General features: G+C 59.5%; 14 protein-coding genes. 7 read left to right on the forward strand and 7 right to left on the reverse strand.

What is annotated here, in order from left to right; genetic code table 11:
- Window positions 1-257: 257 nt before the first annotated feature.
- The 4 genes from CYJ10_RS34660 (at window position 258) to CYJ10_RS11520 (ending at window position 3155) form a co-directional block, all read left to right on the forward strand.
- Window positions 258-428, forward strand: a complete 171-nt coding sequence (locus CYJ10_RS34660) for a hypothetical protein (protein ID WP_257993256.1) — start codon at window positions 258-260, stop codon at window positions 426-428.
- Window positions 407-616 carry a LysR substrate-binding domain-containing protein gene (locus CYJ10_RS11510; RefSeq protein WP_308302971.1) on the forward strand — a complete coding sequence of 70 codons (210 nt, stop codon included), beginning with the start codon at window positions 407-409 and terminating at the stop codon, window positions 614-616. Before CYJ10_RS34660 ends, CYJ10_RS11510 begins: the two co-directional genes overlap by 22 nt.
- A 185-nt stretch (window positions 617-801) precedes the next feature.
- On the forward strand, window positions 802-1476 hold the full coding sequence (locus CYJ10_RS11515; protein WP_101681649.1) for an alpha/beta hydrolase: 675 nt from the start codon (window positions 802-804) through the stop codon (window positions 1474-1476).
- 53 nt (window positions 1477-1529) lie between these two features.
- Window positions 1530-3155, forward strand: a complete 1626-nt coding sequence (locus CYJ10_RS11520; RefSeq protein ID WP_101681650.1) for an ATP-binding protein — start codon at window positions 1530-1532, stop codon at window positions 3153-3155.
- Between the two features lie 673 nt (window positions 3156-3828).
- On the opposite strand, the gene CYJ10_RS11530 is transcribed toward CYJ10_RS11520, so the two are convergent.
- Window positions 3829-4542 carry a hypothetical protein gene (locus CYJ10_RS11530; protein WP_101681652.1) on the reverse strand — a complete coding sequence of 238 codons (714 nt, stop codon included), beginning with the start codon at window positions 4540-4542 and terminating at the stop codon, window positions 3829-3831.
- A 188-nt stretch (window positions 4543-4730) separates the two neighbouring features.
- Complete coding sequence (locus CYJ10_RS11535; protein WP_101681653.1) at window positions 4731-5051, reverse strand: hypothetical protein; 321 nt, start codon at window positions 5049-5051, stop codon at window positions 4731-4733.
- Between the two features lie 349 nt (window positions 5052-5400).
- Here CYJ10_RS11535 and aspA point away from each other — a divergent pair, with 349 nt between their 5' ends.
- The 3 genes from aspA to CYJ10_RS11550 all read left to right on the forward strand — a co-directional run bounded on the left by aspA (window position 5401) and on the right by CYJ10_RS11550 (window position 8510).
- Entirely contained in the window at window positions 5401-6828 is a 1428-nt protein-coding gene (gene aspA, locus CYJ10_RS11540; RefSeq protein ID WP_101681654.1) for an aspartate ammonia-lyase, read from the forward strand.
- A gap of 97 nt (window positions 6829-6925) precedes the next feature.
- Window positions 6926-7492, forward strand: a complete 567-nt coding sequence (locus CYJ10_RS11545) for a TetR/AcrR family transcriptional regulator (RefSeq protein WP_101681655.1) — start codon at window positions 6926-6928, stop codon at window positions 7490-7492.
- Window positions 7493-7541: 49 nt separating this feature from the next.
- Window positions 7542-8510 carry a quinone oxidoreductase family protein gene (locus CYJ10_RS11550; protein ID WP_101681656.1) on the forward strand — a complete coding sequence of 323 codons (969 nt, stop codon included), beginning with the start codon at window positions 7542-7544 and terminating at the stop codon, window positions 8508-8510.
- 123 nt (window positions 8511-8633) lie between these two features.
- Here the strand turns inward: CYJ10_RS11550 and CYJ10_RS11555 are convergent, their stop codons facing one another.
- The 5 genes from CYJ10_RS11555 to CYJ10_RS11575 form a co-directional block, all read right to left on the reverse strand.
- Window positions 8634-9590, reverse strand: coding sequence for a 2-hydroxyacid dehydrogenase (locus CYJ10_RS11555; RefSeq protein WP_101681840.1), 957 nt, complete (start codon window positions 9588-9590; stop codon window positions 8634-8636).
- A gap of 78 nt (window positions 9591-9668) precedes the next feature.
- On the reverse strand, window positions 9669-10130 hold the full coding sequence (locus CYJ10_RS11560; protein ID WP_101681841.1) for a type II 3-dehydroquinate dehydratase: 462 nt from the start codon (window positions 10128-10130) through the stop codon (window positions 9669-9671).
- A 16-nt stretch (window positions 10131-10146) separates the two neighbouring features.
- Complete coding sequence (locus CYJ10_RS11565) at window positions 10147-10767, reverse strand: glutathione S-transferase (RefSeq protein WP_101681657.1); 621 nt, start codon at window positions 10765-10767, stop codon at window positions 10147-10149.
- A 15-nt stretch (window positions 10768-10782) separates the two neighbouring features.
- Window positions 10783-11799: an NAD(P)H-quinone oxidoreductase gene (locus tag CYJ10_RS11570; RefSeq protein ID WP_257993257.1), complete on the reverse strand. Its 1017-nt coding sequence runs from the start codon at window positions 11797-11799 to the stop codon at window positions 10783-10785.
- Between the two features lie 70 nt (window positions 11800-11869).
- Window positions 11870-13033: an ABC transporter ATP-binding protein gene (locus CYJ10_RS11575; protein WP_101681659.1), complete on the reverse strand. Its 1164-nt coding sequence runs from the start codon at window positions 13031-13033 to the stop codon at window positions 11870-11872.
- Between the last annotated feature and the right edge of the window lie 299 nt (window positions 13034-13332).

Consider the following 13332-nt stretch of genomic DNA (forward strand, 5'->3'; position numbering starts at 1 on the left):
GAGTCTGAGAAAGACGCCGCGCGTTGATGTAGAACGCTGTTTTCCATTGGCGATATGTTGGAGCGAATCGCCAGGCAGGACTAGGTCATCAATGATGGATGCCTTTATGAGTCACGCTCATGAACTGGGCAAGCCTCGCCGTTGCCTACGGTGTTGCCCGACGATGTAAGGCAAAGAGTGATCACGCAGGTGCAAGCTCTAAAAAAAGGCGTTGTGATCGGTGACGTCGAAATTGGCATTTCCTCGAAGGAGCCGGAATGAAGCGAGAGGACCTGAAGCACATCATCCGTGCATCCGGAGAGATCACCGGCGAATATGAATTCGTCATCGTTGGAAGTCAGTCTTTCTTCGGTGGGCACCCGCGCTTCGCGAGGCAGGAGGAAATCCTCGGGCAGGGCAAGAAGCCATCGAGATTCACACGGCACTAGGCTTGGTCGCGGCAGGACTGGGATTCACCGTGGTCGGCGCCTCGGTCGCGGCAGTGGACAGGAATGACGTGGCGGTCGTCCCCCTGAAGACGCAGGCAACGCTAGTGGCCGTGACGCGAGTTGGCGATGCCAGCTCAGCTGTACGAGAGTTTGTCGCGGCCCTCGCGCTTCCGGGGCCGCGTCCATGACCGCTTCTCGCCTTTAAACGCGCCGCATGCTGCACGGTCACGCGCTTGGGAATCTGTGCAAGCCGGTGGCGACATCAAGCCCTTTCTCCACGGTCTCTCGTCCACCGCCCACTGGCGGTTAGTGCCACATGCACAAAAGTGGTGATATATTACATATCACCACTTAAATAAGCGTCGCTTCCGTCATGTTCGATCCTTCTTTGCTAGGCCGGATGACTTTTACGCACGCCGAGCCGTCACAGCCCGCCTTGCCGCCGGGCCGTCACCGGCTTGGAATTGCCGACGAGCGTGATGCTGTCCTGTACGTACCGGCAGGGCTCGGCCCGGCGCAGGCGCCATTGCTGGTCATGTTTCACGGCGCCGGCGGCTTTCCGGAAAAGGTGTTGCCGTTCATCGAGCCGCACGCGGACATGCATGGCTTTCTGGTGTTGGCGCCGCATTCGACCTTTCCCACGTGGGACATTGTCATTGGCGGCAACGGGCCCGACTTGGAGCGGCTGCAGCAGGCGCTGGCCGCCGTCTCGGCTCGTTACCGGATTTGTCGTGACCGACTGGCGTTCGCAGGCTTCTCGGATGGCGCGAGCTACGCGCTTTCAATCGGTATCACCAACGGCGATATTGCCAGCCACATCATCGCTTTCTCTGGCGGGTTCATGTCCGTATTCACGCAGGAAGGCACGCCAAAGGTCTTCATCGCGCATGGGCTGGCCGACGAGCAACTGCCCGTGCACACTAGTGGCCGCGCCAATGCCGCCAAGCTAAAGGCTGCGGGTTACGACGTCGAGTATGTCGAGTTCAATGGCATGCATGCAATTCAACCGGCGATTGTGACCGAGGCCATCCGCTTTTTCCTGGCATAGCGCTCCATCACGTCGCGTGAGCCCTGGGATTTGCCGCTAACGGAGTGCAACCCATGAATTTCGAGATTCCGCAGTCCCTGATTCACCCGCTACTTGCAATGGTCAAAGCCGAGTCTCCGCTGGCCCGGGAGCTCAAGGAGCACGGCATCTGTCATGGCAGCATGTCAGTGTCAGTCCGGCTGTTTGACGCGCAGTCGCTGAATTCGCTCTATACACTGAGCAAGGCGCAGAACGAGCGCGAACTTCTTTTCCAGATGCTTGCGCTGGATAACATCTACAACGCGCCACAGGCGCGCATTATTCCTAGCCTGGAGTTGCTGGCAGCAGGACTTGTCGCCTACCTGTCTCGCGATGTCATCGACGGCTGGCTGTATCAGCGCAGCCGCGATGGCGTAATGCTGCCGTGGCTAGTCCAGCGCGTTCGTCACGTAGAGCCCGAGCAGGGCATGCCCTACGTTGCGATCGACCTGGTGGCGAATACCATGTTGTCTGCCAATTCGGAGTTGACCGATCCCGCACGGCGCAGGTCGGGTATGACAACTTCGATCGTCGTCACGCGTGACGAGATCGTCGATCGTACGATCCCCCAACTTCTTGCCGATTTCGGCTACTTCAAGGAATGCGCGGAATTCCGGCAGGAATACGAACGGCATGCGCAACTTTTTGTGCGCTACCAGCGCGGCTTCGGCGCACAGTACATCGCCACGGGGTCCGCCTTCACCGCCGAAGGTAAAGGCGCCGTCGCGCTCGCGCGCCTTGGCGACGGCGTGGCGGCTCGCTGCATCAATGACGAGGAAAGGCTCGAACGTCGTTTCGAAGTGACCTGTGACGCGGAGTTCTGGCGCAAGGCCGGTGTTACGACCGGCTTTGAAAAGATACCGCGACATGGCTACGTACACTTATTCCATCTGGAATGGCACCAAAACATCTGGGTGCATGTGCAGCATCTGAGCGAATATCGCTACCGGCCCGAACTGCGCGACAAGCTGGTGCTGCCGGATCACCACCGCGACCTGATCGACATTCTGACCTCGCACATGGACATCTTGGTACAGGACTTCGTGGCGGGAAAATCGGGCGGTACAACTATCCTCTGTCAGGGTGCGCCAGGCCTTGGTAAGACGTTGACCGCAGAGGTGTATGCGGAAGTCGTCGGCAAGCCGCTCTACCGCGTACATTCCGGACAATTGGGTACGACTGCCGCATCGGTCGGCGCGAGCCTTACGGAGATACTGCGCCGGGCCATGCGCTGGAATGCGGTGCTGCTGCTGGATGAGGCAGATGTCTACATTCGCCGCCGCGGCAACGACCTGGAGCACAACGCTATCGTTGCGGAGTTCCTGCGCACGCTGGAGTATTTCAACGGGCTGTTGTTCATGACGACCAACCGTACCGGCGACGTCGATGATGCCATCCTGTCGCGCTGCATTGCTACCATCCAGTACGAGACGCCGGGCAGGGACGATGCGGCGAGGCTGTGGCGCCTGCAATCCGACCAGTACAGTGCGGCGCTGAGCGACGAATTGGTGGACGTATTGACTGCTGCCTACCCGAAAGCGAGCGGACGCGACATCAAGGAGCTGATGAAACTCGCTACCCGCTATGGCAAGGCGAAGCAGACGACGTTATCCGAAGATGTGTTCAAGCTATGCGCTCAGTTCCGAACAATTGAAACATGACAAACAAATGTCCGTATATCGCTCACTTTGACCGGAGCGTGGCAGCCTAACGATGCAAATATGCTTCCCCCTAAGGCCTGTCGCTCGCTTTACGCCGAAGTGCCGCTTCTGAATCAATCGTAGGAACGCGGCAAATTTGCGGTCAGGAATATCCTACGACCGTTTCAGTTATCCGTGATACGCATTGTTGTCACGCACCGAAGGCATTTGGCCTCTTTCTCATCTAGTCTCGAAATCAAGGAGGCGGCCGAGGCTGAAGGCAGCGTCCTGAGTCAGAAGGAGTGGCACGATGCGCAATTCCCAGAGTTCGCTACGCGGTCTCGTAGAAAAGTGGTTGTCGCCAAGCGAGGCTAGCCCCGTGCGCGTCACCCGTTTTGGTCAACTCGCCGACCATAAGGGTTGCTTCGTGTACGTCGAATCGATCCCAGCCACGCGAGGCCTATCCATGGCATTTTTCCGTCATGGCGACGGCGAGTGGTACGTGTTTCCGCCGAGTGCGCGCTAGCAGCGACCGTACGAGACTTTTGTCCCTTGACGGTCTTGCAGTACGCCAGTGGTTGCGGCACTGCGGCACTTCTGACTAACGGACTTACTGACACGCCAGTTTTCGCCCCTAACGGTGATCGCTCCTAACAGTGATCGCCCTTAGCAGTGAGCCTGCAAGCCGGTGAGCTTATCGGAGCGAATCAGCGTCACCGTCTTCGTGATGTGACGTTCCAAGTCCCACGCCGACCCCAACACCGGTACCCATTCCGCCCGCCCCAATACCCATTCCGCCGACGCCAGAACCTTTGCCTCCCGCGATTCCGCCTCCGCTTTCCTTGCGTCCTTCGCCTTTGCGCGCGGCGCTACCCGGGCGCGTCGGGCCTTGCCGGGGAATCGCCAAATGGCTAGGGATCGGGTCCAAGTCCAGAACGTTCCGGATGAAGTCGCGCAGTGACACGACAAGTTCGCTGGTGTCGATAACCCGGCCCGCCGCCAAGTCTGAGGCCGCCTGGGCGGCCAAGATAACTTGTTCCTCGGTCCCGAGCAGAAGGATGTCCGATAGTGCCGCCTCGACAGCATCTCGGGTGCGCCGCGACCTGTCCGTCGACGGCCAAGCCACCTCCGCCGATGGGCTGACCGGGGCTGTCTGAGCGGCTCTTCGGGCATCGCGCCGATGCTGAGGGTCAACGGCCAGATTGCCGGTGAACGAACCGCCCAGCGTCTTGTAGGCGGCCATAAGTGTGCGTAGGCGCTCGTTGATCTGGCGATTTTCCCGCTCGCGGCGCTGTTGGATCGTCTGCATGGCCACCAACCGGAAGCCCACACCTATCAACGTGATCAAGGCGAGACCCAGCAACGTTGACAGGAGCGCCTGCCAGGAACTGAAATCAATAGCTCGCATCGGGGGATTCAGGGAAGCAGGGCGGCGAATGGGAGCGAGTGGCCGCAGACATAACAGATCGGGTGCCGATTCACGAGAGAATCTGATCGGTACCCGCTCTGCCTGCGGCTCGTCGTCTGCATCCGCGCGCGCCTCTCTCCGTTTCGCTCTCCAAAGGCGCGAAGCGGCTCGGCGACGCCGCCTAATTACTACTTCTTTGCCCCGTCAGTGTAGGGATCGGGCTTGCCGGTCTTTGCGCCGTCCGTGTACGGGTCGGCCTTACCAACTTTTGCGCCGTCTGTGTACGGGTCAGCCTTTTTCGGCGCGAGATCGGAACGCGTTGAGGTCTTTGCGCCATCCGTGTACGTATCGAACTTCCCTGCCTTCGCGCCATCCGTGTACGGATCAGGCTTCCCAGTCTTGGCACCCTGGGTATACGGGTCGACCGGCTTTTGTTGTGCATACACTACGTGCGTCGCTCCAGCCGCCGCGATGGCAACAATCAATGAGGGGAATAGCGTCTTGCTCATGAGGTGGATCTCCGAAGATGGGCGCGACTCAGATGCCTATGCCGATAGGGCCCAAATATCGGGTAGGCGTTTGCAGATAGTACGCTTCTAGGCTCCAACATGTCGTCCGCGAACATTCCATTCGGACGTACGGCGAAGTCCGCCAGGGGATCTTTGATCGGAGGTAAGGGGCGGCGGTGCCTCTTCCGCATGCCCTTTCAGCATGGAGCACGCAACATCCATTCCAATGCTTGTTTTGCATAACCGGCAAACGCCGCCGTGACGGTAATACTCTCTTTGCATGACCCCGACGATGGGGATGTCAGCCCCATACACTTCATAGAAAGCAGGTTGCTGAGGGAGAAAAGTCATGGCCGACACACCGTTTCGCATCGAACACGACCTCATTGGAGACAGAGAAGTGCCGTCGGATGCCTACTATGGCGTCCACACCCTTCGTGCCGTTGAAAATTTTCCTATCACTGGCACACCCATTTCCATCTACCCGGAGTTAATCAAGGCGCTCGCGGCAATCAAGCAGGCGGCCGCGCTTGCCAACCATGAGTTGGGTCTCCTGGACGAACCGCGATGCAATGCCATCGTGGACGCCTGCAAGGAAATCATCGCTGGTCGTTTGCACGAACAATTCGTCGTCGACGTGATTCAAGGCGGCGCGGGCACCTCGACAAACATGAATGCCAACGAGGTCATCGCCAACCGTGCGTTAGAACTGCTCGGCCACAAGAAGGGCGAATACGCGCATCTCCATCCCAACGAGCACGTCAACATTGGCCAAAGCACCAACGACGTCTATCCGAGCGCGCTCAAGGTGGCGACGTGGTTCGGTATTGCCGGACTGATTGACGCGATGGCCACGCTGCGCAACGCGTTCGAAGCTAAGGCGGCAGAGTTCGCGCACATCATCAAGATGGGGCGTACCCAACTGCAGGACGCCGTGCCAATGACGCTGGGCCAAGAGTTCAGCACTTACGCGGTGATGTTGGGTGAGGATGAGCAGCGCCTGCGTGAGGCGTCAATGCTCATCTGCGAAATCAACCTGGGTGCCACAGCGATCGGCACTGGCATCACCGCACACCCTTCGTACGCGCCTTTGGTATTGCAGCGGCTTCGAGACATCACGCGCATTCCGCTACAGACGGCCCCAAATCTAATCGAAGCGACGCAAGACTGCGGCGCCTTCGTGCAACTTTCCGGGGTCCTCAAGCGTGTAGCGGTGAAGCTGTCAAAGACTTGTAACGACCTGCGGCTCCTATCGAGCGGTCCCCGGGCAGGACTCAACGAAATCAACCTGCCACCGATGCAAGCGGGCTCCAGCATCATGCCCGGAAAGGTAAACCCGGTCATTCCTGAGGTCGTCAATCAGATCGCCTTTGAAGTGATTGGCAATGACGTCACTGTGACCTTTGCAGCAGAGGCAGGGCAACTGCAACTCAATGCGTTCGAGCCGATTATTGCCCACAGCCTCTTCAAGAGCGTGAGTCACCTTCGGAATGGTTGCTTGACGCTCGCAGAACGCTGCGTCAAGGGTATAACCGCCAACGAAGAGAGGCTTCGTGCGATCGTGGAGAATTCCATCGGTATCGTGACGGCGCTGAACCCATACATCGGATACGCCAATGCGACGGCTGTCGCGCAGGAAGCCCATGCCACCGGTGGTAGCGTCTATGAAATCGTGCTGCAAAAGGGCTTGCTGTCGAAAGAGGAGCTGGATCGAATTCTTCGGCCAGAGACGCTGACGCAACCGGTACCACTTGAAACTAAGGGCCCATCGCGCTGAACGTTCGGCTATGCCGAAGCACACGCGCCTGGCGGGCCGGCACTGGGGTCAATTTCCATATCTTGACTGATCGTTCCAATATGCGTAGCATGGTGCGATGGCTAGAAATAAGGAATTCGACGTCGATCAAGTGCTGGACGCCGCCATTGGCGTGTTCCGGGAGCATGGGTATGCGGGAACTTCCGCCACCATGTTGACTGCCGCCATGAAGATTGGGCGGCAAAGCGTGTACGACACCTTCGGGGACAAATGGCAGCTCTATTGCGCGTCGGTGAATCGCTATGGCGATGCCGAACGACAGGCCCATCTCGATGCGTTGAATGCCGGGCCGACGTCCCTCGACGGTCTGCGCCGAATGATGCAGCGCGTGGTAGCCGAAGCCCATCTTCCGTGCCTCGGCGTGGGCTCGATCAGCGAGTTTGGCCGTAGCAACGATGAACTGGTCCGAATTCACGAGGCTCAGGGAAGGGTCTTGCGCAAGGCCATCGCGGCCAAGGTGCGGCAGGCAAAGACCGAGGGCGACGTCGCGCGGAGTCTAGATCCCGATCAAGTGTCTGGATTCCTGATGGCGAATCTCGCGGGGATACGTCTTGCTGCGCGCGGTGGTGCCAATAAAGCGGAACTACAGGAACTCGGCCGGCTTGCCTTGCAAGCGCTGCGCTGATTTTTTTTGACCTATTCTTGAACGAACATTCCAGAAAGAGAGGAGAGCGATGAAAGCGGTTGTCATGAAGGATGTGGGCGATGTTGATGTGCTGGCATACGTCGACCGTCAGGATCCGAACCCGGGGCCCGGCGAAGTGCTGGTCAGCGTTGCGGCTGCGGGTGTGAATTTCATGGATATCGGTGTGCGCCAGGGAATGGCCTGGACCGGGGTATCCAATCCCAAGATTCTGGGTGTCGAAGGCGCCGGCTGCGTACTGGCGGTCGGCGACGGCGTGAGCGACTTTGCCGTTGGGGATCGCGTGGCCTGGGTCTACGCACCCGGCAGCTATGCGGAAATGATCACGATGCCTGCCGAAGCGCTGGTGCCGCTGCCTGACGACATTGACTTTTGCACCGCGGCGTCGCTGATGATGAATGGGCTGACTGCCAGCCACTTTGCCACGGAGTTCTATCCGGTGCAGGAAGGGGACATCGCCTTGGTGCATGCTGCGGCAGGTGGTGTCGGTTCGCTGCTGACGCAGATTATCAAGCTACGCGGAGGGCGGGTCATCGGCCGCGTTTCATCGGAAGCCAAGCGGCGCGTGGCCGTGGAGGCCGGGGTCGATGATCTGTTGATCGACAACAAGGGCAGCTTTCTGAGCGCCGTCATGCGCCTGACCAACGGGGAGGGTGTGCACGTGGTCTACGACGGCTCGGGGCCAGCGTCGTTCCAGGCGTCGCTCAACTCGCTACGTCATGCTGGAACCTTTTGCTGGTTCGGCCCGGTGTTGGAGGCGTCCAGGGCAATCGAACTGTTCAGCCTGCCCAAGAGTATCAAGATCGGTTTCGCCGTATTTTCCGACCACATCCGCACGCCGGAACAGCTGCGCGAGCGCTCGGCGCAACTGTTCAACTGGGTACGCCAAGGCAAGCTGAAGGTGTTCAACGGCGGCGAGTACGCGCTGGCCGATGCTGCTAGGGCCCATGCCGACATGTGGAGTCGGCAGACATCCGGCAAGCTCTTACTTGTCCCCTGAGTTTCTGGCGGACCCATGCTCGTGCGTATGCCCATCCTGCTTCAGGCGGACGGCATGCCCGGAGGCGAGACGCTATGCCGGCGTCTCGCCTCTCCGACTATCGCGGCGCAAGCCGTCCACGCCTCAATATCCGCGCGCGGGATCAATGGTGTTGTCTGGCGATTCGTCGCGGGAGACGCGAATAATGTTCTCCGCAATCTGCGTTGCCGCCGATGACGGGATGGCCACCGAAGCCAGGTGCGGGGTGATCAGCACGTTCGGCATGCTCCACAGGGGATCCCCGGCAGGCAAAGGTTCGCGCTCGAAAACATCCAGGGTCGCACCACCAATGTGGCCATTCTGGAGCAGCTCTGTCAGCGCGGCCTGATCTACCAGGGCGCCCCGGGCAACATTGATAAAAGCCGCTCCGCGAGGCAACCGCTCCAGTCGCCTGCGATTCAGAATGCCTGCCGTCTGAGGCGTCAGCGGCAGCATGACGACGACAATTTCGGCCTGTTCCAGCACGGTGTCGAGGGTGTCCAACCCTGAAAAGCACTTCACGCCCTCAATTTGCGCAGGGCTGCGCGACCAGCCAAGCACCTTGAACCCTTGGCGTTGTAGTTCGTGGGCCGCCTTCGCGCCCAATTGACCGAGGCCCAGCACCGCGACGCGAATGTCTTCCGGAGACCGGGGATGGCGGTATGCCCATTCACCCCGCCGCTGTGCCTGCTCGAAGTAAGGAATGTCCCGGGCATGCCGGAGCACAGAGAACAGCACGTACCCCGCCATCATGCGAGCCATCTGCGGATCCGTGAGTCGCGTGATCGGAATGCCTGAGGGAAGGTCTTGCCGCTGCACCAGCGAATCGACGCCCGCCCCAAGATTGACGATCAGCCGCAGGTTGGTCATCCCAGAAAAGAAATCTTGTGGCGGTTTCCAGGCGAGCACGTAGTGAATATCGGAGGGCCGTGTGATCTCGCTCGAATGGACCACCTTCAGCTTCGGAAGCTGGGCCTGGAGCGCGCGCTTCCACGTATCGAAGTCGTCGAACGCGCTGTAGAAGGCCATCGCGCCTGATGGAGTGGCTTCAGATATAGTCATCTTGATAACCGCTTTAAGAGAGATGGTAAGGATGCGGCAAATTTTCACACTGCAATCACGCCGCGTCCGAATATCAAATCAGGTCGCTGTTTTTCCCTTTTGGACCAGTCGCGCGACAGCCTCGATGGCAAATTCGTAACCGTCGCCCCCCAGCCCGGCGATCACGCCATCCGCCACTTTGGAAATATAGGAATGATGGCGGAACGACTCACGCTTCCAAATGTTGCTCATATGGGTTTCAACGATCTTGCCGGGAAACGCCAGCAAGGCGTCGAGGATCGGAATCGAAGAGTACGTGAGGCCGGCTGCATTGATGACAATGCCGTCCGCCACGCCGCGCGCTTCCTGGATCCAGTCGACCAATTGTCCCTCATAATTCGACTGAAGGAAGCGAAGCTCGGCATTCAGGGAGGCGGCCTTTTGCTCGCATCGTGACTGCAAGACCGGAAAGCTGTCGCTGCCATACGTCTTGTTGGCGTCGAGACCGTAAAGATTGGCGTTTGGGCCGTTCAGAAACCAGATGGTGATCTTCTTGCTCACGTTCAAACCTTATCTCTTAACCTTCATGGGGACGGGTGGCCTGCATGGCGGGCAGCTTTTGAAAGACCTCGTCCCATCGTGCCGCATTGCGATACTGGGAACGCCACGCAACTTCGGGAAACCGAAAGTCCAGGTAGCCCAGCGCGCAACCGATCGTGATCTCACCGATGGTGGGCTGCTCTACCACGAGTTCTGACGCGATGGTGTCGATGGTGTCGAGGCAGGCGTGGACCTTCGTGAGTTGCGCTTCGCGCCACGTTTGCCACTGGATCTCCTCGGGACGCGCCGTTCTTTCGTAGCGCGCCAGGAGTGCGGCGTCGAGAAGCCCATCGCCGAGCGCTTGGCGGCTCAGGGCGGTCCATCTGGCGGGGCCGGAGGCGGGAAAGATGTTGGCCGCGTCACCCCGGCTCGCCAGGTATTCGCAAATGACCCGGCTGTCGTACAGGGCGTGGCCATCCTCTAGGATCAGCGTCGGGACTTTGGCCAGCGGATTATGGGCCGCGATGCGCGCGTCGCGCCGCACCGGATGAGCGGCGCTATCCAGCAACGCGATGGACTCGGACTGTCCAGTCAAATGTGCGCACACCATGACCTTGCGCACGAAAGGCGAGGTTGGAGCAAAGAGTAGTTTCAGCATGTTTTCGGCAAGTTCTTAGTGGGATGGCCGATGTTCGGGGATCAGGACCAGTTTTCCGAAAACCTTGCCGCTGTCCAGCAACTCGTGGGACGCGATGGCCTCCGCGAGCGGAAAGGTGGCGTGGACACGCGGCTTGACGCGTGCGTTGTTTAGTAGCGGGATGACATGGCGACGAAGGCTCTGGGCCATTCGGGTCTTCTCGTATTGGCTCTGCGGGCGCATGGTGGACGAATGAAGGCTCACTTGGCGCTGCATCAGCGTCAGTAGTTCGACATTGATCGCCGAACCCTGCATGAAGGACAAACTCACATGGCGGCCGCCGAATGCCATGGCGGCAAGATTGCGACGGACATAATCGCCGCCGACGATATCGAGTACCACATCGACACCGCGGCCATCGGTGTACTTCAAACAAGCTTCTGTAAAATCAGTCGTCGGCCAATGGATCGTCGCATCGGCGCCCATGGCCCGCAGTTCCGGGAACCGGCTCTCGTCGTTATCCGTGACAATGACGGTCGCGCCGGCAGCGTGAGCCATGCGAATCGCAAGGGTGCCGATGCCACCGGCTGCGCCGTGGATCAGCGCGGTTTCACCCATGGCCAAGCGGCCCAGCTCGAACAGGTTGTGCCACACGGTAAACAGCCCTTCGGGCAAAGCCGCAGCCTCGGCATCGGAAAGCGTACTGGGCACGATGAAGGACTGATCTACCGGCGCCGTACACCAAGGCGCATAGCCACCGCCGGGCACGAGGCTCATCAGCCTCTTCCCCATTAGTTGACGGTCCACACCCGGGCCACAGTCGACCACTTCTCCGCAGACTTCCAAGCCAAGCACGTCGGTGACGCCGGGAGCCGGCTTCGCGATACCTTGACGCTGCATGATGTCGGGGCGGTTCACCCCTGCTGCGCGTACGCGCAGCAGGACTTCGCCAGCCCCCGGTTCGGGCATGGGGCGCTCGGTCAGCGTCAAGACACTGGCGTCACCCGGTTCACGGGCAATGATGGCTCGCATGGAGCTGGGAAGATTGGACATGGGTGGGTTCTCTCAGACCGAGTTGTCGTGCGCCTTGGGGGCACTCTTGCTTTTGTGGCTGCCTTTGTGGCTATGGGCGCTTCTGCGGGCTAAAGATACTCACGCCCTCGTCAGGTAATGCCAGGCCAGCGACCGAGCCGATGGGCCATTGCTGGATGGCTTTCAGCCCCGCACTGCGCACGGTGACGATCTGACGCGCAGTCGTTGGAATTTCGACGTCCACGAACGTATTGATGTGGTCGCCTTGATAGACGTGGTGGATCACCGTACCGCTTAACACCGATTCAGGATGCAGGTTTTCGAGCCTGATGTGTTCTGGACGGACATAAACGTCCAGCCTTTCACCGTCATGCGAGGTGTCCGCGAGGCGGGAATGTGGGAAGCTGATAAGCCCGGAGCCCAGACGCAGTTGCACGTCCGTCGCCGTCTGGCCGTGAAAATGCCCTGGCAGGATATTCACGTCCCCAAGGAACGACGCCACAAACGGGTCTTGTGGGTTTTGATATAGATCGGCTGGAGGCGCGATCTGCCTGATGACGCCGTTCGACATCACCGCGATGCGGTCTGACATGGCCAGCGCCTCGCCCTGATCGTGTGTGACGAATACGGTGGTCAGGCCCAGGCGGCGCTGGATCTCCCGAATTTCCACCTGCATGGCGCCGCGCAGGTTCTTGTCCAAGGCAGAGAAGGGCTCATCCAGCAGCAGCACCTTGGGCTGAATGACCAGCGCTCGCGCTAGCGCCACGCGCTGCTGCTGACCGCCTGAGAGTTCTCGTGGCTTGCGGTGCCCGAGACCGTGGAGCTTCACCAACTCCATCGCCTGTTTGACACGTTGTGCGATTTCGTCCTTGCCAACTCCCCGCATCCGCAGACCATAGCCAATATTGCGCTCGACGGTCATGTGGGGAAAAAGCGCGTAGTTCTGGAAGACGATGCCGATCTGCCGCTTGTGCGCAGGCTCGCAGGTGACCGGCTGCCCATCGATGAAAATTTCGCCGGTATCGGCTTCGGCAAATCCGGCGATGAGGTTGAGAAGCGTCGTCTTTCCGCAGCCGGATGGACCGAGCAGGGTGAGGAACTCCCCGGATCGTATCTTCAGCGAGAGTTCGTGTAGCACGATGTGATCGTGATATTTCTTGACCACCCGCTCCAGGCTCACCGCAGTAGGGGGCTGTACGTGGTGTTGCTGTACGTGATTTGACTGCACGGCAGGCGCTGAGTTGGCTACGTTCATAGTTGTGCGGAGAGTGAGAAGTATGCCGAGCTCCAGGCGATGGCCTCGTGACATGTAAGGCAGCGCTGGTACTGGCATTGAGAATAAGGCAAACCACCTGAATCGGGTCTTTGCAGAAACTGATGATGTCCCTCGGAAAAACCGAAAGCCCCCGGGGAGGGAGCGGGGCGCATGCGAGGCGTTGATGAGGTCTTGTGGTGCACGGTACGGCAGGACGGCGCGACATCTTTTGGCCGACGCTTTACTTTTTCCTAAGTCATGAGTCTGAAAAACGTGATTCTCAAACGGCCGCGGCTTTA

It is taken from the genome of Cupriavidus pauculus, assembly GCF_002858765.1.
Classification (GTDB): Bacteria; Pseudomonadota; Gammaproteobacteria; order Burkholderiales; family Burkholderiaceae; genus Cupriavidus; species Cupriavidus pauculus_B.

Excerpts from the sequence above, each read along its gene's own strand:
- CYJ10_RS34660 (WP_257993256.1), top strand. The coding sequence starts at position 258 with ATGAAGCGAGAGGACCTGAAGCACATCATCCGTGCATCCGGAGAGATC.
- CYJ10_RS11515 (WP_101681649.1), top strand. The coding sequence starts at position 802 with ATGTTCGATCCTTCTTTGCTAGGCCGGATGACTTTTACGCACGCCGAG.
- CYJ10_RS11520 (WP_101681650.1), top strand. The coding sequence starts at position 1,530 with ATGAATTTCGAGATTCCGCAGTCCCTGATTCACCCGCTACTTGCAATG.
- CYJ10_RS11530 (WP_101681652.1), bottom strand. The coding sequence starts at position 4,542 with ATGCGAGCTATTGATTTCAGTTCCTGGCAGGCGCTCCTGTCAACGTTG.
- CYJ10_RS11535 (WP_101681653.1), bottom strand. The coding sequence starts at position 5,051 with ATGAGCAAGACGCTATTCCCCTCATTGATTGTTGCCATCGCGGCGGCT.
- aspA (WP_101681654.1), top strand. The coding sequence starts at position 5,401 with ATGGCCGACACACCGTTTCGCATCGAACACGACCTCATTGGAGACAGA.
- CYJ10_RS11545 (WP_101681655.1), top strand. The coding sequence starts at position 6,926 with ATGGCTAGAAATAAGGAATTCGACGTCGATCAAGTGCTGGACGCCGCC.
- CYJ10_RS11550 (WP_101681656.1), top strand. The coding sequence starts at position 7,542 with ATGAAAGCGGTTGTCATGAAGGATGTGGGCGATGTTGATGTGCTGGCA.
- CYJ10_RS11555 (WP_101681840.1), bottom strand. The coding sequence starts at position 9,590 with ATGACTATATCTGAAGCCACTCCATCAGGCGCGATGGCCTTCTACAGC.
- CYJ10_RS11565 (WP_101681657.1), bottom strand. The coding sequence starts at position 10,767 with ATGCTGAAACTACTCTTTGCTCCAACCTCGCCTTTCGTGCGCAAGGTC.
- CYJ10_RS11570 (WP_257993257.1), bottom strand. The coding sequence starts at position 11,799 with ATGTCCAATCTTCCCAGCTCCATGCGAGCCATCATTGCCCGTGAACCG.
- CYJ10_RS11575 (WP_101681659.1), bottom strand. The coding sequence starts at position 13,033 with ATGAACGTAGCCAACTCAGCGCCTGCCGTGCAGTCAAATCACGTACAG.